This window comes from Desulfovibrio inopinatus DSM 10711, from assembly GCF_000429305.1.
Taxonomy (GTDB): Bacteria; Desulfobacterota; Desulfovibrionia; order Desulfovibrionales; family Desulfovibrionaceae; genus Alteridesulfovibrio; species Alteridesulfovibrio inopinatus.
The window spans coordinates 279,804-301,883 of sequence record NZ_AUBP01000001.1; the positions used below are offsets into that span (position 1 = coordinate 279,804).

27 protein-coding genes are annotated in these 22,080 nt (G+C 49.8%); 18 read left to right on the forward strand and 9 right to left on the reverse strand.

What is annotated here, in order from left to right:
- Positions 1-402 precede the first annotated feature (402 nt).
- The 4 genes from G451_RS26825 to G451_RS26830 are packed head-to-tail and all read left to right on the forward strand — an operon-like array spanning position 403 to position 3,441.
- A complete protein-coding gene (locus tag G451_RS26825) occupies positions 403-675 on the forward strand; it encodes a 4Fe-4S dicluster domain-containing protein (protein WP_034640347.1) in 273 nt (90 codons plus the stop codon).
- Positions 668-1,954 (forward strand): 2-oxoacid:acceptor oxidoreductase subunit alpha, encoded by a 1,287-nt coding sequence (locus G451_RS0101195; RefSeq protein WP_084448298.1) that lies wholly within the window; start codon positions 668-670, stop codon positions 1,952-1,954. The genes G451_RS26825 and G451_RS0101195 overlap by 8 nt, the downstream gene beginning before the upstream one ends.
- 10 nt (positions 1,955-1,964) lie before the next feature.
- Positions 1,965-2,810: a 2-oxoacid:ferredoxin oxidoreductase subunit beta gene (locus G451_RS0101200; RefSeq protein ID WP_027182837.1), complete on the forward strand. Its 846-nt coding sequence runs from the start codon at positions 1,965-1,967 to the stop codon at positions 2,808-2,810.
- On the forward strand, positions 2,794-3,441 hold the full coding sequence (locus G451_RS26830; protein ID WP_034640139.1) for a 2-oxoacid:acceptor oxidoreductase family protein: 648 nt from the start codon (positions 2,794-2,796) through the stop codon (positions 3,439-3,441). The genes G451_RS0101200 and G451_RS26830 overlap by 17 nt, the downstream gene beginning before the upstream one ends.
- Before the next feature lie 266 nt (positions 3,442-3,707).
- Here G451_RS26830 and G451_RS32085 read toward each other — a convergent pair whose 3' ends face one another.
- Complete coding sequence (locus G451_RS32085) at positions 3,708-4,619, reverse strand: transposase (RefSeq protein WP_051260997.1); 912 nt, start codon at positions 4,617-4,619, stop codon at positions 3,708-3,710.
- A 144-nt stretch (positions 4,620-4,763) separates the two neighbouring features.
- Between G451_RS32085 and G451_RS33510 the strand changes: the two genes are divergently transcribed.
- The 6 genes from G451_RS33510 (at position 4,764) to G451_RS0101245 (ending at position 8,629) form a co-directional block, all read left to right on the forward strand.
- Positions 4,764-5,216 carry a DUF134 domain-containing protein gene (locus tag G451_RS33510; RefSeq protein WP_156921467.1) on the forward strand — a complete coding sequence of 151 codons (453 nt, stop codon included), beginning with the start codon at positions 4,764-4,766 and terminating at the stop codon, positions 5,214-5,216.
- On the forward strand, positions 5,209-5,580 hold the full coding sequence (locus G451_RS32090; protein ID WP_051260998.1) for a hypothetical protein: 372 nt from the start codon (positions 5,209-5,211) through the stop codon (positions 5,578-5,580). Before G451_RS33510 ends, G451_RS32090 begins: the two co-directional genes overlap by 8 nt.
- A gap of 67 nt (positions 5,581-5,647) precedes the next feature.
- Positions 5,648-6,403: a DUF134 domain-containing protein gene (locus G451_RS26850; RefSeq protein WP_034640142.1), complete on the forward strand. Its 756-nt coding sequence runs from the start codon at positions 5,648-5,650 to the stop codon at positions 6,401-6,403.
- Positions 6,404-6,407: 4 nt separating this feature from the next.
- Positions 6,408-7,280 carry a 4Fe-4S binding protein gene (locus G451_RS0101235; RefSeq protein ID WP_027182839.1) on the forward strand — a complete coding sequence of 291 codons (873 nt, stop codon included), beginning with the start codon at positions 6,408-6,410 and terminating at the stop codon, positions 7,278-7,280.
- A complete protein-coding gene (locus tag G451_RS0101240) occupies positions 7,273-8,178 on the forward strand; it encodes an ATP-binding protein (RefSeq protein ID WP_027182840.1) in 906 nt (301 codons plus the stop codon). Before G451_RS0101235 ends, G451_RS0101240 begins: the two co-directional genes overlap by 8 nt.
- 58 nt (positions 8,179-8,236) lie before the next feature.
- Complete coding sequence (locus G451_RS0101245) at positions 8,237-8,629, forward strand: NifB/NifX family molybdenum-iron cluster-binding protein (protein ID WP_027182841.1); 393 nt, start codon at positions 8,237-8,239, stop codon at positions 8,627-8,629.
- A gap of 248 nt (positions 8,630-8,877) precedes the next feature.
- Here G451_RS0101245 and G451_RS0101250 read toward each other — a convergent pair whose 3' ends face one another.
- Entirely contained in the window at positions 8,878-9,339 is a 462-nt protein-coding gene (locus G451_RS0101250) for a hypothetical protein (RefSeq protein WP_027182842.1), read from the reverse strand.
- Positions 9,340-9,530: 191 nt separating this feature from the next.
- Here G451_RS0101250 and G451_RS0101255 point away from each other — a divergent pair, with 191 nt between their 5' ends.
- The 3 genes from G451_RS0101255 to G451_RS0101265 all read left to right on the forward strand — a co-directional run bounded on the left by G451_RS0101255 (position 9,531) and on the right by G451_RS0101265 (position 11,639).
- Entirely contained in the window at positions 9,531-10,322 is a 792-nt protein-coding gene (locus G451_RS0101255) for an urease accessory protein UreH domain-containing protein (protein ID WP_027182843.1), read from the forward strand.
- Between the two features lie 139 nt (positions 10,323-10,461).
- Positions 10,462-10,878: a MarR family winged helix-turn-helix transcriptional regulator gene (locus G451_RS0101260; RefSeq protein ID WP_027182844.1), complete on the forward strand. Its 417-nt coding sequence runs from the start codon at positions 10,462-10,464 to the stop codon at positions 10,876-10,878.
- Between the two features lie 80 nt (positions 10,879-10,958).
- Entirely contained in the window at positions 10,959-11,639 is a 681-nt protein-coding gene (locus tag G451_RS0101265; RefSeq protein ID WP_027182845.1) for a DUF2161 family putative PD-(D/E)XK-type phosphodiesterase, read from the forward strand.
- Positions 11,640-11,726: 87 nt separating this feature from the next.
- On the opposite strand, the gene G451_RS0101270 is transcribed toward G451_RS0101265, so the two are convergent.
- On the reverse strand, positions 11,727-12,335 hold the full coding sequence (locus G451_RS0101270) for a DJ-1/PfpI family protein (RefSeq protein ID WP_027182846.1): 609 nt from the start codon (positions 12,333-12,335) through the stop codon (positions 11,727-11,729).
- A 259-nt stretch (positions 12,336-12,594) separates the two neighbouring features.
- Here G451_RS0101270 and G451_RS26855 point away from each other — a divergent pair, with 259 nt between their 5' ends.
- Both G451_RS26855 and guaD read left to right on the forward strand, forming a co-directional pair.
- Positions 12,595-13,071, forward strand: a complete 477-nt coding sequence (locus G451_RS26855) for a hypothetical protein (protein WP_051260999.1) — start codon at positions 12,595-12,597, stop codon at positions 13,069-13,071.
- Positions 13,072-13,085: 14 nt separating this feature from the next.
- The gene (guaD, locus tag G451_RS0101285; protein ID WP_027182848.1) at positions 13,086-14,393 is read left to right on the forward strand and encodes a guanine deaminase; all 1,308 of its coding nucleotides are present in this window, start codon (positions 13,086-13,088) and stop codon (positions 14,391-14,393) included.
- A gap of 222 nt (positions 14,394-14,615) precedes the next feature.
- Here the strand turns inward: guaD and G451_RS0101290 are convergent, their stop codons facing one another.
- The 3 genes from G451_RS0101290 to G451_RS0101300 are packed head-to-tail and all read right to left on the reverse strand — an operon-like array spanning position 14,616 to position 16,079.
- On the reverse strand, positions 14,616-14,903 hold the full coding sequence (locus tag G451_RS0101290; RefSeq protein WP_027182849.1) for a YciI family protein: 288 nt from the start codon (positions 14,901-14,903) through the stop codon (positions 14,616-14,618).
- Positions 14,904-14,932: 29 nt separating this feature from the next.
- Positions 14,933-15,394 carry a VOC family protein gene (locus tag G451_RS0101295; protein ID WP_027182850.1) on the reverse strand — a complete coding sequence of 154 codons (462 nt, stop codon included), beginning with the start codon at positions 15,392-15,394 and terminating at the stop codon, positions 14,933-14,935.
- Between the two features lie 4 nt (positions 15,395-15,398).
- The gene (locus G451_RS0101300; RefSeq protein ID WP_027182851.1) at positions 15,399-16,079 is read right to left on the reverse strand and encodes a carbonic anhydrase; all 681 of its coding nucleotides are present in this window, start codon (positions 16,077-16,079) and stop codon (positions 15,399-15,401) included.
- A gap of 258 nt (positions 16,080-16,337) precedes the next feature.
- Between G451_RS0101300 and G451_RS0101310 the strand changes: the two genes are divergently transcribed.
- Positions 16,338-16,994: an inorganic diphosphatase gene (locus G451_RS0101310; RefSeq protein WP_034640146.1), complete on the forward strand. Its 657-nt coding sequence runs from the start codon at positions 16,338-16,340 to the stop codon at positions 16,992-16,994.
- Between the two features lie 111 nt (positions 16,995-17,105).
- Here G451_RS0101310 and cysK read toward each other — a convergent pair whose 3' ends face one another.
- The 3 genes from cysK to nifU form a co-directional block, all read right to left on the reverse strand.
- On the reverse strand, positions 17,106-18,041 hold the full coding sequence (cysK, locus tag G451_RS0101315; RefSeq protein ID WP_027182854.1) for a cysteine synthase A: 936 nt from the start codon (positions 18,039-18,041) through the stop codon (positions 17,106-17,108).
- 213 nt (positions 18,042-18,254) lie between these two features.
- Complete coding sequence (nifS, locus tag G451_RS0101320; protein WP_027182855.1) at positions 18,255-19,454, reverse strand: cysteine desulfurase NifS; 1,200 nt, start codon at positions 19,452-19,454, stop codon at positions 18,255-18,257.
- Positions 19,454-20,296: a Fe-S cluster assembly protein NifU gene (gene nifU, locus G451_RS0101325; RefSeq protein WP_027182856.1), complete on the reverse strand. Its 843-nt coding sequence runs from the start codon at positions 20,294-20,296 to the stop codon at positions 19,454-19,456. The genes nifS and nifU overlap by 1 nt, the downstream gene beginning before the upstream one ends.
- A gap of 510 nt (positions 20,297-20,806) precedes the next feature.
- On the opposite strand from nifU, the gene G451_RS0101330 reads away from it, so the two are divergent.
- Both G451_RS0101330 and G451_RS0101335 read left to right on the forward strand, forming a co-directional pair.
- Positions 20,807-21,223, forward strand: coding sequence for an acyl-CoA thioesterase (locus G451_RS0101330; protein ID WP_027182857.1), 417 nt, complete (start codon positions 20,807-20,809; stop codon positions 21,221-21,223).
- A complete protein-coding gene (locus G451_RS0101335) occupies positions 21,220-22,026 on the forward strand; it encodes an amidohydrolase family protein (RefSeq protein ID WP_027182858.1) in 807 nt (268 codons plus the stop codon). Before G451_RS0101330 ends, G451_RS0101335 begins: the two co-directional genes overlap by 4 nt.
- The last annotated feature ends 54 nt before the right edge of the window (positions 22,027-22,080 follow it).

The window sequence follows — 22,080 nt, forward strand, 5'->3', positions numbered from 1 at the left end:
AAACGATGTTACGAAAGCGTCGAATTGTTGACAATAATTATCGCTTTGTCAAGACATCGTCTGTGTTTTGAATGGTCTGTCTGCAGAATGCTGGTTGTTTTGGCCAGATTCCTATGTGTATTTTTTAACGTAAATGTTTATCTTTCGTATTGCAATATAATATGTGGAATATATTACATGCAAGAAATAGTCGTGTGTGGCCTTGACGCTGATTGAATCTCGCGTCATATTCTGTAATTCGAATTGTTTAATTGCAAGTGAAAGCGTATAGACGCGTTATTACACTGGCCAGTGCGTCGCTTTTGAAAAGTGACTGTAGATTTCCGGCGTAAACCGAAAAGACCATGGTGACGACCGGAAAAAGTGCCATGGTTTGGCGCTCAACACTATCCCCTCTATATTATGAAGAAAAAAGGTCAGACCAGAGTCGTTATTTATCCCGACTGGTGTAAGGGATGTGGTATTTGTGCAGCGTTCTGTCCAGTCAAAGCTATCGAACTCGGCCCCAACGGAAAGGCCAGGGTTGTTCGTGAGGACGAATGTATCAATTGTGGATTCTGTGAAATGCATTGCCCGGATTTTGCCATATCCATCGAACCCCGCGATGAAGAGCCCGCTGGAGCCACAGTTTTGCGTGAAACAGAGGCGGCAACCAATGGAGAACGGTATGAGTGAAACGCCGACCCCCCGTGATAAACAGGCAGAAGTCGCGTCCGTCAACACAGAATCGACGCCGTCGATTGAAGCGACAGACGCGAAGGCTGTTCACGATACATCACGTACTGCATCTTCTCGTAAATCATCTGGAAACGGGAGACGGCGTCCTCCCAAAAAACGAGAAGTGTTCATTCAGGGAAATGAGGCCGTGGTGGAAGGCGCGCTGCTCGCTGGCTGTCGATTTTATGCGGGGTATCCGATTACCCCCTCCTCAGAGATCATGGAGGGAATGGCCAAGCGTCTTCCTGAAATTGAAAACGGTGTTTTTTTACAGATGGAAGACGAGATAGCAGGCATTGGTGCATGCATTGGTGCGTCATTGGCCGGCCGTAAGGTCATGACGGCCACCTCGGGACCGGGATTTTCCCTGATGCAAGAACTTATCGGGTATGCCTGTATGATTGAAGCGCCGCTTGTGATTGTTAATGTGATGCGCGGAGGGCCAAGTACCGGACTTCCAACATCACCAGCGCAAGGCGATGTACAGCAAGCACGTTGGGGAACGCATGGCGATCATCCTATTATTGTTCTCTCGGCCGGGAGCGTTGCCGAATGCTTGGAGATGACGTTGACGGCGTTTAATATGGCCGAGCGATTTCGAACGCCCGTTATTTTGCTTCTCGACGAAGTGACAGCACATACGCGTGAGAAGATTACGCTGCCGACAGCGGATGATGTCGAGATTGTCACGCGTATTGTTCCATCGGTTCCACCTGAATGGTACAAGCCGTTTGAAGAAACTGTACGCGGTGTTCCGCCGATGCCAGCCATCGGATCGGGATATCGGTTCCATGTGACCGGTCTAGCGCATGATAACCTCGGATTCCCAACACAACGACCAGAAGAGGTCGAGGCTGGGATGTTGCGGCTCTTTCGGAAAATCGACCAGGATTATGGAACCGTGCAGATAACCGAAACGGTGAGTACAGACGACGCGGACGTCGCGGTGGTGGCCTATGGATCGGTCGCCCGATCGGCGGAACTTGCCGTGGCTCAGGCCCGCGAAGCCGGCGTGAACGCTGGGTTGCTCAAGCTGAAAACGTTGTATCCTTTTCCCCGAAAGGCCGTGGAACGACTTATGCGCACAGCCAAAACCATTATTGTTCCTGAGCTGAATATGGGACAGATTTCGCGCGAGGTGAAGCGAGTGAATAATGGGGGAGCCCGCGTTCGGACAATCAACCGTATCGACGGTCGGCTTATTACTCCGTCGCAAATCCTGAAGTTTTTACAATAAGGGGGACGACATGGCTAAAGTCACCCAGCTGATACATGACTATTTGAGGCACAATAAGAAATTTCCCCACCTGTTTTGTCCTGGGTGTGGACATGGTATTGCTTTGGGCTCGCTTATTCGGAGTGTGCATGAAAAAGGTCTTCCGAAAAATGACGTTGTGGTGGTGGCCGGGATCGGATGTTCCGGACGGCTGGCCGTATATGTGGATTTTAATACCGTCCATACGGTTCATGGACGGGCATTGACCGTGGCGACTGGAATTAAAATGGCGAATCCCAAGCTCAAGGTTATCGTGGTAATGGGCGATGGAGATGCTATTTCCATTGGTGGTAACCACCTCATCCATGCTGCACGTCGGAACATTGGTTTGACCGTCATCGTGCTGAACAACTGGATTTACGGTATGACCGGTGGGCAGTGTTCATCGACGACGCCGGAAGATGATTTCACCATGACGACACCCAACGGTCAGCTTGAAGGCGCGTTCGATATTGCCGAGTTGATCGGCGCAGCCGGAGGAAATTTTGTGTCACGAAGTACTGCGTTTCACGGCACGCTTTTAGACAGCTTGCTCGTGACAGCGTTAGGCAATCCGGGGTTTAGTCTCGTGGAAGTACTGACTCCCTGTTTTACACAGTATGGTCGTAAAAATAAATTCAAGAATGTCGTTGATATGTACAAATGGCTCAAGTCAACGGCCATGCCGATCGAGGCCTGGAGAGAGGCGTCTGAAGAAAAAAGGGCGGGCCGTATTCCGATAGGTGTTTTTATGGATAAGCAGAAACCGGGTTTAGAAGAACGCTATGCCGCGATGGCGGAACGTGTGAAGGAGAGGCTTCATGAAACCGTCAAATAAGCTTCCGTTTTTGAAACGTTTTGAGATTCGATTGTCCGGAACGGGCGGGCAAGGCGTCATCACGCTCGGGAAGATACTGGGGACCGGTCTAGCGCTTGGTCATGGGTATAACGTCACCCAAACCCAGAGCTATGGACCGGAAGCGCGTGGCGGAGCAAGTCGAACCGATCTGGTCGTGAGTTCTCTCGCGATAAGCTACCCCAAAACGGAAAAGCTCGATTTGCTCGTGGCCTTATCGCAAGATGCTTGTAACGCTTATTATTCTGATATGAAGAAAGGAGGCGTGCTGTTAGTGGATTCGGGCTTGGTCAAACAGGTACCGACCTCGTACTATTTGGGATTACCATTTACGGAAATGGCCACCACTAAACTTAAATTGCCTCAGGCGATGAATACAATTGTTCTCGGCGCGTTGTCGCATCTGCTGCCATTTGCCAAAGCAAATGTCATGCGCCAAGCATTAACGGACGCCCTGCCGGCCAAGATTATCGAAGTTAACAAAAAGGCCTTTAAAATGGGAATAACTCGCGCTCAAAAAGACCTCGGTCCCCCTCCGACAATATGGGAAGCAAGCGAACAAACAGAAGACGTCACGAATATTCGCGAAGTGAATATTGTTTCAGAAGTATGAAGTTATAAGGACCGCTCAGCGGTCTCATGAAAAAAAGGGACAGGCGAATTATGTTATAAAATGAAAGGAATGATGCTCGCGGGGATCGAGTTACGTGAGGGCGTAGAAAGAAATGAGAATAGGTTTGCCGAGAGGGCCTTTCTTCAAGAAAAAGACGAGGAATCAAGAACAGTAGCTGTCGCGATAGCTTCGTGCGAGATCACAGAAAGAGGAATCGGATGAGCCGCGGTGCGTGCCCAGAAATATATGGAGGGGAGTTGTGGTTGCTAATATTCTGACAACCGTTTGAGCGAGTACATATCAAGTTCCGAGACGTTTTTGGCAGAACGATGTCCAGCACCAGGGAGACCGAGGCGTTTAGCTGTTTTTTCGACAAACGCTTTCGAACCGATGATGCCGGAGTCGGTGAACCAGCGTGTTCGAAGCATAAACCGATCGGCACGTGAGTATTCATATCCAGCTTGTTGAGCGCGTTCAACTCGGTCGGCTCGTATCGACATCCCTTTGGATGAAGGGATAGCGCCGGTTTCATACAGAAATTGTCGATACAGTGTGAGGCGTTCTGCAGGTTCGGAAATATCCCAATCAACGAGGCCGAAGTCGAGAGAGAGTAAATTATTGTTATTGTTCGTTTGTAGGTGATAGCCGAGAGAGCACCATCGGTAGTCTTCGGGACGTTTGGCCAAACCGGCCCGCACGGGGTTGAGATCAATATACGTCAAGCAGTTGATCAACGTCCGTCCGTCTTCCACCAGAACGCTTTTGAAGCGTTCTCCCCACAGCGTTCCTCGTCGATTGTGGCGTGTATTGTAATGTCTGGAGAATGTTTGCTTCACTTCGCGCATGAACTCGGACAAACTAGTCCATTTGCCGCGCAAAGATTCGATTTTGCCTGGACTGAGGTGCATTTCATCACCATAGCGATCGCGAAAATGTTGGCTGATATTCTCGTCGCTCACGAGATGCGCCGGTGTCATGCGCACAAGAAGATGGAAATGATTTCCCATCAGTGCGAATCCAAGAATCTCGCAGAAGTATACTGCAGCAAAAGCGCGAATGATTGCCAGAAGACGGTCTTTATCGAGTGCATCGAAGGGATATCCATCTAACGCGGTACGCGACATGACATGATACACCGCAGGGCGGTCTTCGAGAAGTAAACGTGGGGCGCGTGGCATAATCACCTCAAATCATGATCTGTTTTAGAAAGGATAAAAGGGAGTGTCGTTGATGTCAACATAATTCGCCTGTCCCCATATTTTACGTTGACAGAGTATGGAGAATGATTATTTTGAGCATAAGTTCAAAATGAGGAGGTCGCCTTGGGACGTCGACGGAAGTGTCGGATGGTAGAGCGAATGCCGCAGGTGGGTTTTTACAAGCCGCAGGGAGTGCCGCTGACGCGGTTGCGGGGAGTGAGCCTGCCTGTGGAGGCGTTCGAGGCGATACGGCTTGTTGACGATCTGGGACTGTCGCAGGAAGAGGCTGCCGAACGGATGGATGTGTCTCGTCCCACACTCAACCGTATTCTTGCCGAAGGGCGTACGCTTGTAGCCCGCGCACTGGCAAGAGGATGGGCAATTCGCATCGAAGGAGGGCAATATGTTCTCCGCGATGACGCCTCGGAATGCGATGTCTCGGATCGCTCAAGCCCCACGAACGATGAGGATGTTGACGATGGCGTCAAACGTTGTCCGCCGGTCCGGCCGGGATGTTGTCCCAGGCGGAGCCGAAGACGACGTGAACCTGGTACACAGGGAGGACGTGATGAATAATCGATGGACACGATGGAATTTCGCCCCTGGTCAACAAGGTCGAGGGCAAGGCCGCGGATGCGGTCAGGGACAAGGTAAAGGTCGTGGCCAAGGTCAGGGACGTGGCCAAGGTCAAGGTTGCGGCCGAGGAGCCGGGCAGGGACAAGGTCTCGGTCAGGGACAGGGTGCTTGTCGTCAAGGGCAACAAGGTGGTCCTGGCAATCAGGGACAAGATCCTGATCGTGCAGGATGGTTCGGCGGCAATCGTCGAAGAAGTGCGTTTGCTTCACGGTGGGGCGGTATGGTGTTACGCCGTCGCCGTCGTGATGGATCGTGTCAGCGTGAGCAATCGGCTTTGCCCGATGCGAATGCGTACCGTTCGTAGGGAAATAGTTGACAGTGGATTCGTGCGGGCATATTTGCTCGTTTGAGCATTACATGTAGGGAGAGCCATGGCGCGATTGAAGAAGGTCAGACGCATAGAATCAACCCCAAACGTGACCTATTTCAAGCCACGGGGAGTTCCTCTCACCGCGTTGTGTGATTTGTGTTTGCCGCTCGAAGGACTTGAGGCGATGCGGCTTGCCGATCTCGACAACTTGACGATGGAGGAGGCGGCCTCTCGTATGGGCGTATCGCGACATACATTTGGTCGAATCCTGACGGAAGCGCGTTGTGTTGTTACGGAAGCTCTGGTGGAAGGATACGCTATTCGTATTGAAGGCGGTCACTACCAGGTGGACAATGCTCCTTACATACCATGCAATTACCCTTACCCCATCCACCCAGCCGCGAGTCGGTCCCGGACTTGTCCCCATGGGTCCGGGCCGGCCGTCGGTGGAACGGAGTCAAAAATGACCAAGATTGCTGTGACCAGTGAAGGCCCGGGCCTTGATGATAAAGTTGATCCTCGTTTTGGCCGGGCTGCCGGCTTTGTGATTGTCGATCCCGAAACCATGATGACGGAATATGTTGATAATGGGGCCAGCCAGGCCAGATCGAGTGGAGCCGGTATTGCTGCTGCCGAAGCGGTTGCTTCGGCTGGCGCCGGAGTCGTCTTGACGGGCTTTGTTGGACCGAAGGCGTTTTCCGCTTTGAGTGCCGCCGGTCTTATCGTCGGGCAGGAGCTTGATGGTGGCACTGTCCGTGAAGCCGTGGATAAGTATCTCGCAGGTCAGGTAGAAGCGGCCGCGGCCCCGAACCGTTAGTATTATGATTATAGCTATTGCCAGCGGAAAAGGTGGGACCGGGAAAACGACGATTTCATCCGGGCTCGTTGCCACATGGCCAAAGCCTGTGGTGGCTGTCGACCTTGATGTTGAGGAACCCAATCTCCACCTTTTTCTTCATCCCGAGCAGGATAACGTTGAAACCGTCCATCTTGATGTGCCGGTTGTTGACGAAGCTCGTTGTACGCGCTGCCGCGCATGCGTTGAACTGTGCCAGTTTAAAGCGATAGTCATTTTAGGGGACACGCCTATGGTGTTCGCTGAAATGTGCCACGGTTGCGGCGGATGTTTTCGTGTGTGCCCTGAGGGAGCGTTATCTGTCGGGACTCGGGAACTCGGCGTCATCGAATATGGTCATGCCGGCGATATTACATGCCTTACGGGACGGTTACGAATCGGTGAAGCCATGAGTCCGCCATTGATGCGTGTCGTGAAAGAGCGTCTTACGGCGGTGAGTCGAGAGAACCAGGCGGATGTGATCATAGACGCCCCTCCGGGGGTAAGTTGTCCGGCAGTCGCCGCGGTTCGTGATGCTGACGCCGTCGTTCTTGTTACAGAGCCAACGCCATTTGGTGCGTATGATTTCAGCTTAGCCCTGGATGCCTTTTTGCCACTCGGTAAACCGCTTTTTGCTGTCATTAACCGGGCTGGACTCGGAGATGATGAAGTGTACGGGATTTGTCGCGAGCGCAATGTGCCTATTCTGGCTGAAATCGAAAATAGTCGTGTGGTTGCCGAAGCCTATGCGCGTGGTGAGATTGTTTCTCTGGCGAAGACGCAGCTGGCACCGGTTTTTGAACAGATTCGTACCGGACTGATTCAGGCCGTGTCTGAGAAGGAGCCGGTTCATGCGTGAGATTGTCGTTCTCAGCGGAAAAGGCGGTGCCGGAAAAACAAGCCTGAGCGCAGCGTTTGCTCATTTGGCTGAAGATGCCGTTGTCTGCGATCTTGATGTAGATGCTCCGGACCTTCATATCTTGCTTGATCCAAAAGCTGAGCAAACCAGAGAGTTTGTTTCGGGGAATGAAGCTCTCATTGATCAAACGCTTTGCACGGCGTGTGGGCAATGCCTTGACATTTGCCATTTCGGAGCCATTAAAGACGATAATGGTCAAATGATCATCGACCCGACTCGATGCGAGGGGTGCAAATCATGTGTGGTCCTTTGCCCGGTTCAAGCTATCGAATTTCCGGAAAAGCATTGTGGGGAGTGGTGGATTTCCGACACACGGTTTGGACCGATGGTCCATGCACGATTGTTTCCCGGAGAGGAAAACTCAGGGAAGCTCGTGACGTTATTGAAAAATCAGGCACGGGATTTAGCTGAACAGCGTCATGCCGAGCTTATTATTGCCGATGGCGCACCTGGCATTGGGTGCCCGGTTATCAGCTCGTTGGCGCGTGCCGACTTGGCTGTGCTTGTCACGGAACCAACCCCGTCGGGACTGCATGACTTACAGCGGGTTGCCAAATTGTGTCTGCATTTTCGAATAACCTGCGGAGTTGTGATTAATAAATATGATCTCAGTACCGAATATGAAGATCGCATAGAAGCATATTGTCGTGAACATGGAATCACCGTGTTCGGTCGATTGCCTCATGATCCGATTTTTACTCAGGCCATGGTGCAGCGTAAGGCCGTCACCGAAATGGTCGGGCAGGAGGCAGACAATACTATCGGTCAGGACATACGCCGTATTTTCGAGCGCATTGTCCAATTTCATAAACCGCAAACCGCAACATCGTCGGTTTGAGAATCTTTGTACCTTTAGCCCAGGCGGAGTGAATCCGCCATTCGACAAGGAGAACTCTGTGGACACGATAACTGTTGCCATGCCGTCCAAACAACCGGGCGGTCTCGAAGCTCCTCTGGATGCCCACTTTGGGCACTGCGAGTGCTACACGCTGGTCGATGTGGCCAACAATGAAGTGGTTTCCGTTCGTACCCTTGAAAATGTCCCCCATGAACATGGTGGATGCATGGGACCGGTAAACCATCTTGCCCAAAACGGAGTCAAGCTGCTCATCGCTGGCGGCATGGGCATGCGTCCGCTTATGGGTTTTCAAGAAGTTGGTATTACGGTGTATTATGGTGCCAATAGCCAGAATGTGACCGAGGCTGTCAATGCGCTGCTGAGTGGCTCTCTTATTCCCTTTACCGTCCAGAACACCTGTGGCGGGGGAGATTCCTGCGGCGGACACTAATATTCGACGCGAAAACACCATGCGTAAATATGGTCCATCCCCAAATACCATATGCATGGGGAACACCTCCACAAGCAATTGTGGGGGTGTTTTTTTTGAGGGTGGTCGCGCGGCGTATTGTGATCAGCATTTTTTTACATCATTTCGTAGCATAATTCGCCTGTTTCCTTTTTATAATGGCGTAAATATTCCCAAATCATGATTTCTACGTGCTACAATCGCACATAATCCGACCTCAATGCGTGGTATTATGTCAGGCTGTTTGCCATCCCCTCGGCACGGGTACCTCGACCGTCCTGGCCTGAACTGGATCGTAATTTTCCAAGTTCATTGTTGAGTTGGAGCAGTTCTTGGGTCAGCGCTTGGGTTTGAGTCTGTTTTTCTTTTTCGGTCAAGGTCTCGTCTTTGGCTATCTCGCTCATCTCTTGCTGGATTTCTTCGATACGATCCTTGATCTCTTGAATACGTTGTTCTTTTTCACTTTTTTCCTGTTCGCGATCATCTTCCAAAGTACGGCGATCAACGGTTGCCGACATTTGGCGACCTTCTTCGGAGATGCTGACTTGATCTCCTCCGTATGATGTACCACCGTTTTCGGATTGACCTTCTGCAGACTTTTCGATTGCTGCCGTTTGGCCCACCTTTTCTGCATCGGTGGCTTGCGTCTGGTAAGGAAGAAGATTTCCCCCGACCACGAATTGAATATCCATGCGTCTCTCCTTGCTTCGTGAATTGTGGTGAAACCGGTTCTGCCGGGCAAAACAACTTGTTTCTTTTCGCAAGCAAAATTTAATCCAAGAAAATTTTTCCTGGATGTCTCGTTTGATTGTCGCTTATCTTGACACTCAAAATAAATGGTGGCAGTTCTTCTTGATATTCAAACTAAATTAAAGGAGAGAGCATGGTTACTCACAATGTCTTTTGGGTTGCGTTGCAGTCGAGCCTTGTACTGGGGCTGGTTCATGGCGTGAACCCTTGCGGTCATTCCTGGTTGGTCTTGGCGCCTTTTGTGGCGGGAGACAAACAGGGAAAACGGGTATTCGCTCTGACGACGGCATTTATTAGTGGTACGACATTAGGATGCTTGGCTATAGGGGCGATTCTTGGGGCATTATCGACTGGCTTGCCGGATTCCATGCGGTTTGTCGCGGATATTGCGACGGCGGGAATTGTGATCGGTCTTGGTGTTATTCTCCTTGTTAAACCACACCTCCTTCATTCGCATGATCATGAAGGATGTGGTTGCCATGCTCATGATGACCATCATCACGACCACGACCACCATCATGATGAATATGATCACCACTGTTGTCATCATGACGATCATGATCACGATCATGCGCATGGAGTGCGTATTCCGGGTTTATCTTCACGGGTATCGACGGTTTGGGGACTTGCACTTGTCGGGTTTGTCAATATGATCGTGCCATGCCCGACCGTGGCGCTGATGTATTCATATGCAATCGATTCACAGAGTGTTCCGATGTCCTTGGCGGTATTTTCTGCCTATGCGGTGGGAACAGCGATTTCGTTGGCTGCCGTGATTTACGGAATTTATAGAGTGACGGGGTTGATGCGCCGGTTGCAGAGCCCATGGGTTGAGCCGCTCATCATGCGTACCGTCGGTGTGCTGACTATATTTTTTGGTGTCTACTCGTTATATGCCGATTTTTTCACGGCAGCGACCGCCTGATACCAACAAAGCAACACAGCATGAACATGATTGACGTTGCAGCACGATGTCGAGACATGTCGACCGGTACAGCGTGCTGCGTTGCGTGAATAAAAGCGGCCGTATTGTGTCATGCCATCGAGCTGAAGAGGAGTATTTTGTGGAGGATATTCGTCGTCTTACGCATCACATTGTAGAATTTTTCGAGAAGTTATCTTCATGGGAGCATGCCGTGGTCCGTGATGAGGGCTTGACACTTCCACAGATGCACACACTTGAGATTCTTGGGATTCATGGTCCGCTTCGCATGAAGGAATTGGCTGAACGTATGGGAGTGACAACAGGAACATTAACCGTCATGGTGGATCGGTTGGAAAAGAATGCTCTTGTTCGTCGTCGGCCCCATGATACGGACCGGCGTTCCATCTTTGTGGAATTGACCGATAGCGGACGTGAAAAATTTCATCAACATGATGAACTCCATCTCAAACTCACCAACGATGCAACCGCCTGCTTGACGGAAGAGGAGCGGGAGACGTTGTCCTTGATATTGGAAAAAATAAATCGAGAGATGTAGGAATGCGTTGACGTTCGTATTTTCAACCTACGATGTAAAAGTGATCCAGATATGAACGTACAAAACGATACCATTCTGTAATGAAAGAGACAGATCTCTATCCTCCGTTAAAGCGATTTCTCGAAGGGCAGCACTACGAAGTGAAGTCAGAGGTTATGGATTGTGATGTCGTTGCTCTGCGAGGAGACGAGCCACCTCTTGTTATAGAGCTGAAGTGTTCACTTCGTCTGGATGTCGTGCTGCAGGCCGTGGACAGATTAGCGGTGAGCCCTCATGTATATATTGGCATTCCCTTCAACTCGACGTTGATAAAACGGCGGCGAAAACATGTCCTCAAACTTTTGAGGATGCTTGGCCTCGGCCTTCTTGTGATCAATCCGGAAGATTTGGACGATGGTGTCACAGTTCTGCTTGATCCTGGTCCATACACCCCTCGCAAATCCACTGTTCGCGAGCAACGCTTACTCAAAGAGTTCAGCCATAGGGTGGGTGACCCCAATATGGGGGGAGCACAAAAGAAGCGGGGTATTGTGACGGCCTATAGACAGAAGGCTGTGGCGATTGCGCAGTTTCTTGCGCATCACGGCCCTTCAAAAGCGTCATCTATAGCGCATGCCTTGGACGAGCCCAAAACCAGGAATATTCTGTATAGCAATGTATACGGATGGTTCGAGCGTGTTGACCGGGGGATATATACACTTTCTCCTCGGGGAACATGCGAGTTGCCGTTGTGGATTGAAACAGGAGAGCACAGCCCATAAACGTCTTTTCTTGCCTATTAGAGAAGAGCATGTCGAAAACGTTCTGAACTAAGGGGAAAGAGTCCCACGGTTCCAATATATATAGGATTAGGCATTCTCGTCGATGTCTTTGGGATATTCTCCGAATTTAAATGCTTTGTACCACATCTTCCGGATTTTCGGCGTTGCAATATTGAGTAGCGTCAGGATGTTCAGTGTAAAATCGACACTCCCCAATCCACTTGCGGTAATAATATTCTTGTCTGTCACTGCAAGCGCGTCGCAATACATCGCATGGCTTGCATATGATGGAACGAGCTTTTCGATGTACCGTAAAGAATTCGAGGTATGCTTCCTGTTCGCAAACAGCCCGGCATGACCGAGCACAGTTGTTGCTGCGCAAATAGCCGCAATGGGAACGGCATGGTGTTCCAGCATGTGGATTGTTTCACACGGATACTCTTGTTCCCACAGGGAGCCACCAGAAAGAAGGAACAGCAACGCTTGGCTGGGGGCAACCTGAGACAGCACGATATGGGGGTGGATAAGAAGGCCTCCCATGGAGGTGACAGGCTGTTCAGAAAAGCCAACAGTCACAATTTCAATATTTCCCAAACGGTGTAGTTCTGCAAGGGCATAGCCGATTTCCCAATCTGCATATTCATCAAGCAATACGACGTATGCTTTTTCATATGTAAACTTTGTTCTTGTGAGTATGGGCTGTCAAAAAAACCAGAATTTCTATGAAATCTGCGGATTCTTTGTAATATACAGGTTTCTTGATGCCACTGTTGCGTGTTTTTGAGGGATGTTGTTTTCTCTTTTGTAGATGTTGTTCCCCCAAAATGTGAATGATAGTTATATGTTGTTGAATTTTATTTATTGCTGATTTCATTGGTGTGCGTTGACATTGGTGTCGTCATACTCTAACGGAGAAAATATCATAGAATTTACGTATTCAATTTAGGGGGCGATCGTGCCGAAAGAAACAGGGCAATTTTTTAAAACTTCCGTCTTTCTTTCTCTGACTATTGGTGTACCGTTTTGTCTCTTTAAAGGCCTCTTTGGGTATTTATTAGTAATAAATGGGTTTATGATGGCAGGAACTGCATTTCTGCTATGGGCCTTGCTTGATTTGATCATGAACTTTCTGCGAGCGAGCCTGGAAGTCCTCGGACATCCTGATCCTCCTACGCAATTTTGTCTTTTTGGACAAATAGGCCACTATTGGGGACGGAAAAATCTTCTCATGTCGATCGATACGTTCTTCTCCTTCAGTATTATTTGCTTTGTGTTGTGGTCGGGGTGGGTACAACTTCTTCCTCCATGGGGGTTGGTACTGTGGCTTCTTGCCACAACAATCAATTTGATGAGCCTTGCTGTTATGAATGTGTGGTTGGAAATTATGACAGACCGCAATCAAGCGGAATCTCAAACAGCGGACAATTCGTGAGCGAGGAGGTTTGCATGTCGGAAATCAATGCACATCGAGGAGCTATTTTTCATTTCAAAGATGACGCCACGTTGCAAACCGCGGCGGAGAAGTATGAATATTTTGGAGATGGGCTTCTCATCATTGAAGACGGCATCGTTAAAGCTGTTGGTCCAGCGGATGCGTTGATGGGGCAATTGCCCAAGGATGTCTCTCCTGTTCCGCATGGAGCAGGACTCATTATGCCCGGTTTTCTTGACGCTCATTGCCATGCCCCTCAGCCGGGCGCCATTGCCGGATATGGAGAAGAGCTTCTCGAATGGCTGCACGGATACATTTTTCCGGAAGAAGCCCATTTCGCCGATCCTGCATATGCTGAAGTCGGTAATGCCTTTTTTCTGGACGAATTGTTGCGCAACGGCACGACAACGGCGGCCATGTATTCCTCGTCGCATATGCTTGCAACGGATAATTTATTTGAGCAAGCCTATGCCCGAAATATGCGGGTTATTGCCGGCAAAACCTTAATGGATCAAGACGCCCCCGAAGGGACGCTCGACAATGCGCAGTCTGCGTATGATGACTCGAAAACCTTGATTGAGAAATGGCATGGAAAGGGACGGTTGCAATATGGCGTGACACCTCGCTTTTTGCCGGCCTGTTCACCGGAAGAAATGCGAGCTGCCGTCAAGATCAAGCAAGAATTTCCGGACGTCTATGTCCAAACGCATTTGTCTGAAAATATTCATGAAGTGGATCTTGTTCGTCGATTGTACCCCGAGTCGTTGGACTATTTGGATGCGTACGATCAGTACGGTATACTTGGTGAGAAGACATTGTTTGGCCATTGTATCCACTTGTCCGACCGTGAATTTGAACGCATGGCCGAAACTGGATCGGTGGCGTGTTGGTGTCCGGATTCCAATTCGTTTCTTGGAAGCGGGATTTTCGATCTGGTCCGCGCCAAGCGATATGGCGTCAACATTGCATTGGCAACGGACTTATGCGCTTCCACGACATTCTCCATGTTAGAAGTCCTGTGTGAAGGATATAAAGTCACCGCATTGCGCGCTGAAACAAAACTCTCTCCTTTTCAAGGCTTCTATCTCGTGACGTTGGGTACGGCTAAAGCCCTCTCTCTGGATACGGCTATCGGGAATTTCTCGCCCGGCAAGGAAGCCGATTTTATCGTACTTGATCTCAGTGCAACGCCACTTTTGCGCTATCGTATGGCACGAGCTAAATCATTGCAGGATACGCTGTTCGTGTTGATGATGCTTGGCAACGATCGTGTGGTGGACAAGACGTATCTGGCGGGGCGATTAGCTATGTCGAAATCGTGAACGAGAGCGGAAAAATACATTCAGCGTACTATACAACGGGCCGGCAAGCAGATTGTGTCGGCCCGTTTTATATTCTGCACGATATGTGAAGAAGACCGCACCACCTAAGCAGAATATTGTGCAACGGATTTTGTTGGTTATTGTCTGACCAGGAAGGCGAATAGCAAAAACAACGGCCTGACGCCGTGGAAGTCCCCATGGCATCAGGCTGAAGTAAAAAATCTATGCATCCAACAGGAAAGGAGCAAGTTCCGGAGCGGCCATGGTGGGTGAAAATTCGATGATTTCATAGGCTGCGACGTCTTGGAAGGGGTCTTGAGCAATGATCGCTTCGACTTCTTCGCGAGAATCGGCTTTGCATACGATGAGTCCTCCGGAACGAGGGATTTTCCGTCCGGAAAAAAGAAATTTCTTCGCGTCATAATGCTTTTGGAGAAATGCGCTATGTGCGGCAAGCAATGCATCAACTTCTTCGAGGGGGTGAGTGTAAGTCAACGAGATAAGAAACATGATTTTATCCTTTAAAAGTGAAAATGTGGTTACGATATGTCATTAGGTTCTGCCCACGTTTGCAGTTCCAACATGTTGCCTTCGGGATCAGCCAAATACCAGGCAATAAGGGTTTTTCCTCCGGGATACTTCCGAATAACGCGTTCGCCAACGGAGGTTGCTCCATGCCGGAAACACTCTTCGGCCGTCTGCGCCACGTCATCGACCAGGAAGGCGAGATGTGTGAATCCAGGGGTGTTTGGAGCATAGTCGGGGCGAGCTGTCATGACATCATATTGGAATATTTCCAATGTCGGTCCGTCGTCGCCATATCCGGGAAGACGAAGGTGGACGCCACGGAGGTGGCTGTTTTTCAGACCGGTCAAGTCGTCAAGCCAATCTCCCGAGAGGTCGCGTTCCGGTGGAACGGGCACACAACCGAAGACCTCTTGATAGAAACGAGCCAACCGCTTCCAGTCTTTGGCAACGATGTTCGTATGAACGTATTTCATATAATTACGCTTGATCTACAGTGTTTGGTGCTGGTTCATACTGAGCACAAGGCGACGTCAGAGGCTCAAATGTTTTGGTTTGATGCAGGTAGCTCAGAAGTTGGCCGGACTCCATATTAAAGTACCAGCCATGGATATCGAGTTCTCCGGCTTTGACTTGCTTGGAAATCCACGGAAATGTCATGAGGTTTTCCATGGAATGGAGAATGCCAGCCATCTCGCAGGCAATGCATGACTTGTCCGTTACGCTAGTAAAGTGGGCAAGTACTTTGTCGCGCACTTGGTGAAGTGCCGAGAGCCATTTGTTGACGAATTCGTGCTTATGTTCTTGCTCACTTTTGCTTTCCATGAGAGCCCGGATGCCCCCACATGAACTATGACCAAGTACAATGATGTTCCGAACTTTTAAGGCTTTGACAGCATATTCGATTGCCGCCGAAACCCCGTGGTATCCGGCATCGGGCTCGTAGGGGGGGACGATGTTGGCAATGTTACGGACCACAAAGATTTCACCGGGTTCACACTGCATGATTAATGATGGATCGGTTCGTGAGTCACTGCATGCGATAACCATCGTTGTCGGGGTTTGGGATTTTCGGAGCTTTTGAAAAGGGGAGTTCTCTCTACAAAAATACTCATCACGAAAGCTATTGAAACCAGTAATAAATTTACACACTTCTCTCATGGAATATGCCTGCGCTGGGTGTTATACAACCGGAAATCGGTGGGACGAGTGACAACGGCGACTACGTTGAGGCGCATGCCGATTCTTACCGCGGTTTCTGTATGATGACTAGAGGCGAGAAATGCGCCTGTCCCTTTTTCCTTTACAGAAATTTGTATATCATTTTGAAACCAAATTTTTCGTTGAAATGCCATGAGGTTGTAACTCATTTCAGTCACAAATCTGCATAATTATTATTTTCTATGAGGAGCAGATGTGATGAAAAATGTGATTTTTGCGGTGTCGATTTTGGCTTGCTTTTTTGCCCTTCCAGCCTGGGCCATGGATGTTGCGCCTGGAGTGACAATTGTTGACGAGTACACCATTGCTGGAGAGAAAAGTTTTCTTGATGGGTATGATCCTTTGAATGCAGATGGAACGATTAACGCCGTCATTGAAATTCCTACAGGGACCAACGCCAAATGGGAAGTTGTGAAGCCTGAAGGCGTTATGAAGTGGGAGTTTAAAAAAGGGAAACCTCGCGTCGTCAAGTTTTTGGGATATCCCGGAAACTACGGTATGATCCCGAAAACGATCCTTCCCAAAAGTGAGGGAGGCGATGGTGATCCTTTGGATGTTCTTGTTCTCGGTGAAGCTGTTCCTCGTGGATCGGTGGTCAAAGCGAAACTTATCGGTGTGCTTAAACTGCTTGATGGCGGCGAACAGGACGATAAGCTTGTTGCCGTACTGTCTGACAGCCCGTTAGCTTCGGTTAATTCTATCGAAGAAATGAAAAAACAGTTTCCGGGGGTGTTGGATATCGTGGAAATCTGGTTCAGCAGCTACAAGGGACCGGGCGAAATGGAGTCCAAAGGGTTTGCAGGGAAGGACGAAGCAATGAAGGTCCTGAAGGCTGCTATTGCGGCGTATAAGTAAATACGAAAAGTAAGGCGCTTTCCATCATGGAGAGTTCAAGCGCTTAATATTTTTGAGATTGCGAATGTCAGGGGCGGGATTCTCCCCCTGACATTCCTGTAGATTTGTCGATTATTCTTCTTCATTCTCTTTAAACAAATCCGTACTTAAATACCGTTCTCCCGTATCACAAACGATAAAGACAATGAGTTTGTCGTGCATTTCAGGTCGTGCGGCCACCTGGAGCGCGGCGTAGGCATTGGCTCCCGAAGAAATGCCGCACAAGATTCCTTCTTGCTGAAATAAGCGTTTCGCCGTGGATATAGCGTCTTGTCCTTCGACCGTAATGACTTCATCGAGAATGGAAGGGTCAAGCACTTCGGGGACAAAGCCGGCGCCGATCCCTTGAATAGGGTGTGGGCCGGGTTGGCCGCCAGAGAGTACGGGAGAGGCCGCGGGTTCTACTGCAATAATACGGACAGACGGATTGTTTTGTTTCAGTATCGTTCCCACACCGGTGATTGTTCCTCCGGTTCCTACTCCTGCGACAAATGTGGCCACTTGGCCATTGGTGTCATCCCAAATTTCCAGGCCTGTTGTCAGACGATGTATTTCCGGGTTGGCAGGATTGGCGAACTGGCTCGGCATGAATGCGCCAGGGGTATTGTCTACAATCTCCTGCGCTTTTTCGATGGCTCCCTTCATGCCCTGTTTGGCTGGTGTCAGTACGACTGTGGCACCAGCTCCTTTGAGCAACGTCCGTCGTTCGATCGACATGGATTCGGGCATGGTCAGAATAAGTGTATACCCCCGAACAGCGCAAACAAAGGCGAGGCCGATTCCGGTATTGCCACTTGTCGGTTCGACAATCGTTGCGCCGGGTTTGAGCTGACCGTCCTCTTCCGCACGACGAATCATATTGAGGGCAATTCGATCTTTTACGGAAAAACATGGGTTACGATTTTCCAGTTTGGCAACAACGCGACCGGGAAGCCCCTCGGACAAACGATTGAGAAAAACAAGTGGCGTTTTCCCAACGATGTCGAGCATGTCGGCATGAATATTCATGAAGACCTCATTGTACCACGGAGTGTGGTTCTGGCTGTGTGATGTATTGAATATGCACTATGCATACACAATTTATTGACACGTTGACCAGTCTCAGCGTGCTCACCCCGAAAAAAGTTTTGGAGAGAGGGGATGGGGGCTGGGGAAGGGGAGAGAACTTTTTTCAAAAAATTCTCTCCCCTTCCCCAGCCCCCGGAGGCCAAAAAAAGCGACCTACGCCGTCTCGCGTTCTACGGAACACGAGCAGAAGTCTTCGCTCTCACGTCTGAACGGCGACATGGCTCGCAAGCGTTCGATGATAGGAGGCAATTCTTTGATAACGGTGTCAATCTCCGCTTCCGAGGTGTAACGCGACAACGAGAATCGCAGAGAGCCGTGCGCAAAGGTGAACGGAACACCCATAGCACGCAAGACATGGGACGGTTCCAAACTGCCGGATGTACACGCCGACCCCGAGCTGGCGCAGATTCCGAATTGATCCAGCATGAGGAGCATAGCTTCCCCTTCGATATACTTGAAGGCGATAGACAGCGTATTGGGCAGACGTTCCGGTACGTCGCCATTGATGACCGCTTCGGGAATCGCTGCCATCAGTCCGGCTTGAAGCTTGTCGCGAAGCGCCTTGACCGTGGTGTTCTCGTGAACAAGATTCGCTACGGCAAGTTCAATAGCTTTGCCCAGGCCGATGATGGAAGCCGTATTTTCTGTGCCACCGCGCCGGCCATGCTCCTGGTGGCCGCCGATAATAAAGGGACGAAACGGCGCACCCTTGCGTACGAACAGGACTCCAACGCCTTTGGGGGCGTGAATCTTATGGCCGGAGAGCACCAGGTAATCTACGGGCAAAGTTTTCAGGTCAATGAGCACTTTGCCGACTGCCTGGACGGCATCGGTGTGGCACAGGATGCCGCGTTCCTTGCAACGTTGCGCTATTTCGGGAATCGGAAAAATGACACCCGTTTCGTTGTTAGCATACATGATGGACACCAATGCCGTGTCATCGCGTAAGCTTTTTTCGAATTCTTCCATGTCCAGCCGACCATCTTTGTCAACTTTGAGATACGTAACATCATATCCTTTCGTCTCAAGATGCTTGGCGTAGTTGAGGACAGCCGGATGTTCCACTCGTGTGGTGATAATATGGCGCTTTTTGAGGTCTGCTGTCACCGCGGCATTGATAGCGGCGTTATCACCTTCGGTGCCACACGATGTGAAAACGATTTCGTCCGGCGTACAACCCAAGGCATCGGCAACACGTTGTCGAGCGGTATTCAGGACAGTCCCGACTTCCCCTCCGAACCGGTGCATGCTGGAAGGGTTGCCGTAGTGTTGCGTAAAAAACGGAGCCATCTCCTCGAAGACTTCAGGAGCAACCATCGTTGTAGCGTTGTTATCGAGATAGATGGGCTGCATTAGACACTCTCCTTAATGCGAATATCGGGGTCAACGGCTTCGCGCAAACGTCGCTCCACAAGTTCCTTCAATGTCAATTGACTGGACGGGCAGCCTACACAAGATCCACGTAACGCGACATAGACGTCGGCTCCATCGATATCGATAAGTTCAATATCGCCCCCATCTTTTTGCAGACTGGGACGAATCTCTTCATCAATGACTTTGGTCACTTTGGTCATACGCTGAATATTCGTCAGTTTTTTGTGTGGCTTTTCTTCGGCTGGCGTCGAGGTCGTCTCTCCGCGTACGTCCATGAGAATCTTTTCGATATCAAGGACGCATTCACCGCAACCACCGCCGGCTTTCGTGAAGTTGGTGACGTCTTCAACGGTTTTGAGGTCATTTGCCTTGATAGCGCGGCGAATCTGCACATCGGTGACGCCGAAACACTTGCATACAAGCTTGCCTTCGAACACCGGCGCGACAACTTTTTCGCCATAATAATTTTTAATCGCCGCTTCCAAGGCTTCCTGTCCCATGACCGAACAATGCATTTTTTCTTTGGGGAGACCGCCCAAGTAGTCTGCAATGTCTTTATTGGTCAGCTTTTTTGCTTCTTCAATGGTCTTCCCTTTGACCAGTTCCGTTAACACTGAACTCGATGCAATGGCGCTGGCACAACCAAAAGTCTGAAACGAAGCGTCTTCGATGACGCCGTCATCATTGACCTTAAGAAACAATCGCAAGGCGTCTCCGCACGCCAAACTGCCGACTTCACCAACGGCTGAAGCGTCTTTCATCTCCCCGGCGTTCTTCGGATTGAGGAAATGATCTTTAACTTTGTCCGTATATTCCCACATAAAGCGCTCCTTTATATCTGGTCGGATAAAAGTCGACCTTTTTCGTATGAATTAGTTACTTTCTATACTATACGCTCGAAACTCAAGATGGCAAGCTACAAGGTTCTCTTATTTAACGGTATTACTCTTTGAAAAGCGTCAAGAAGCGGAAGAATTTGTGTTAGAAAAGACATTTAGGAAAGATTCTTTTTAAAGAATTTAACTTATGAGTTGTCAGGGGAGAGCATCATGAATATGGTCTCCATATTGGTTCGAACATCCTGATCTCCTCTCTTCGTTTGTACGATGTGTAAACATATGTCGTGATTGGAAGATGATAGAAAATGGCTTGCTTTCATCTTGGTGTAAAATACGGTAGCTCTTGACGGGAATGTGCGCCGACCAGTTGGTGTGTCGGATGAAGGTGAGCCCAGGCTCGGTAGTCGTGGGCATGTTTTTTTTTGTGTTTCATTGGGGAACTGTGGAGTCATGTTGCGGAGTACTTCGCGAGAAAGGAAGGGATGCGAACCTATGGCTGATTTTCCTGTGGTGGATTCGTGGTATCGGCATTTCGTGTCGTATGGAGAGACCGATTGTATGGGCGTGGTCTATTACGGGGAATATGCGCATTTGTTTGAACGAGCACGCAGCCAACTGGTTCGAGAACGCGGCATCAGCTATCGAGAGGTTGAGGAGCGAGGAATTTTTCTTCCTATCCGGGAGCTGGCGACGCGGTATATTAAACCGATACGGTACGACGACGCCATTGTTGTGCATGCAGGCATTGAACAATGGGGGCGGGCGTCGGTAACATTTGTTTATGAAATCTTCGGGCCCCCGGAGGAACAAACCTTGATATGTACGGGCAAAACGATGCATGCGTGTGTCAATGGGGATGGCAAACCTGTACGCGTGCCCGACTGGTTGAAGGACTATTTCAAACCATGACAATTGATATCCATACCCACGCGTTTCACCCCAAGATTGCAGACAAAGTTCTTGCGCAGCTCCATGACCACTATGGAATTGCGCCGGTAGGCACAGGAAAAATCGACGATTTGATTGCTCGAGCCGATACCGCCGGTATTGACCGTGTTGTTGTTCACAGTGCCGCCACGGACCCGGCCCAGGTCATTCCTGCGAATAACTGGGCTATTCATTTGAATCAAAACGAGTCTCGTACCATTGCCTTTGGGACAATGCATCCTGACTTTGATGACTTTGAAAAAGAATTCAATAGACTTGAAAGTCATGGCGTGCCAGGACTTAAGTTTCACGCTGATTTTCAAGGCTTTCGACTTGATGACCCGCGCTTGTGGCCTCTTTTTGAAACCATCGGCTCACGATTTGTACTGATGTTTCATGTCGGGGACGTGCTTCCGCCGGATGAAAATCCGTCGAGCCCACAAAAAGTCATGGCCATAGCTCATGATTTTCCTGATTTGTGCATCATTGCTGCCCATTTCGGCGGATACCGGCAGTGGTCGTGGGCTCTTGAGCACCTCATCGGCTCGGATGTGTATATTGATACATCCTCGTCCTTGTCTTTCGTCGACGACGAGACGTTGAAAGCCATTTTCGACAAACATCCTCGAGAACGGATTCTCTTTGGAAGCGACTACCCGCTGTTCGATCCGGGTGATGAAATGAAGCTGCTTCAACAACGCATGCTTTTGTCCGATGCTGACTTGGATCAGCTGCTGAACAATGCGGAGCATCTGTTCGCCAAAGCGGAATCAGTCGCGGCATAATGCCGTGCGCGAAATCGTATTTCGAAGTTCTTATCATATACAGAAAAACGCCGC

Bases quoted from the DNA above. Each gene is read 5' to 3' on its own strand.
- cysK (WP_027182854.1), bottom strand. From the start codon at position 18,041: ATGAATATTCATGCCGACATGCTCGACATCGTTGGGAAAACGCCACTT.
- G451_RS0101290 (WP_027182849.1), bottom strand. From the start codon at position 14,903: ATGTTTCTTATCTCGTTGACTTACACTCACCCCCTCGAAGAAGTTGAT.
- G451_RS0101300 (WP_027182851.1), bottom strand. From the start codon at position 16,079: ATGAGAGAAGTGTGTAAATTTATTACTGGTTTCAATAGCTTTCGTGAT.
- G451_RS0101235 (WP_027182839.1), top strand. From the start codon at position 6,408: ATGATTATAGCTATTGCCAGCGGAAAAGGTGGGACCGGGAAAACGACG.
- G451_RS0101195 (WP_084448298.1), top strand. From the start codon at position 668: ATGAGTGAAACGCCGACCCCCCGTGATAAACAGGCAGAAGTCGCGTCC.
- G451_RS0101255 (WP_027182843.1), top strand. From the start codon at position 9,531: ATGGTTACTCACAATGTCTTTTGGGTTGCGTTGCAGTCGAGCCTTGTA.
- G451_RS0101330 (WP_027182857.1), top strand. From the start codon at position 20,807: ATGGCTGATTTTCCTGTGGTGGATTCGTGGTATCGGCATTTCGTGTCG.
- G451_RS0101335 (WP_027182858.1), top strand. From the start codon at position 21,220: ATGACAATTGATATCCATACCCACGCGTTTCACCCCAAGATTGCAGAC.
- G451_RS26830 (WP_034640139.1), top strand. From the start codon at position 2,794: ATGAAACCGTCAAATAAGCTTCCGTTTTTGAAACGTTTTGAGATTCGA.
- G451_RS0101250 (WP_027182842.1), bottom strand. From the start codon at position 9,339: ATGGATATTCAATTCGTGGTCGGGGGAAATCTTCTTCCTTACCAGACG.
- G451_RS32090 (WP_051260998.1), top strand. From the start codon at position 5,209: ATGAATAATCGATGGACACGATGGAATTTCGCCCCTGGTCAACAAGGT.
- G451_RS26850 (WP_034640142.1), top strand. From the start codon at position 5,648: ATGGCGCGATTGAAGAAGGTCAGACGCATAGAATCAACCCCAAACGTG.
- G451_RS0101265 (WP_027182845.1), top strand. From the start codon at position 10,959: ATGAAAGAGACAGATCTCTATCCTCCGTTAAAGCGATTTCTCGAAGGG.
- nifU (WP_027182856.1), bottom strand. From the start codon at position 20,296: ATGTGGGAATATACGGACAAAGTTAAAGATCATTTCCTCAATCCGAAG.
- guaD (WP_027182848.1), top strand. From the start codon at position 13,086: ATGTCGGAAATCAATGCACATCGAGGAGCTATTTTTCATTTCAAAGAT.
- G451_RS26825 (WP_034640347.1), top strand. From the start codon at position 403: ATGAAGAAAAAAGGTCAGACCAGAGTCGTTATTTATCCCGACTGGTGT.
- G451_RS0101310 (WP_034640146.1), top strand. From the start codon at position 16,338: ATGAAAAATGTGATTTTTGCGGTGTCGATTTTGGCTTGCTTTTTTGCC.
- nifS (WP_027182855.1), bottom strand. From the start codon at position 19,454: ATGCAGCCCATCTATCTCGATAACAACGCTACAACGATGGTTGCTCCT.
- G451_RS0101240 (WP_027182840.1), top strand. From the start codon at position 7,273: ATGCGTGAGATTGTCGTTCTCAGCGGAAAAGGCGGTGCCGGAAAAACA.
- G451_RS32085 (WP_051260997.1), bottom strand. From the start codon at position 4,619: ATGCCACGCGCCCCACGTTTACTTCTCGAAGACCGCCCTGCGGTGTAT.
- G451_RS0101200 (WP_027182837.1), top strand. From the start codon at position 1,965: ATGGCTAAAGTCACCCAGCTGATACATGACTATTTGAGGCACAATAAG.
- G451_RS0101295 (WP_027182850.1), bottom strand. From the start codon at position 15,394: ATGAAATACGTTCATACGAACATCGTTGCCAAAGACTGGAAGCGGTTG.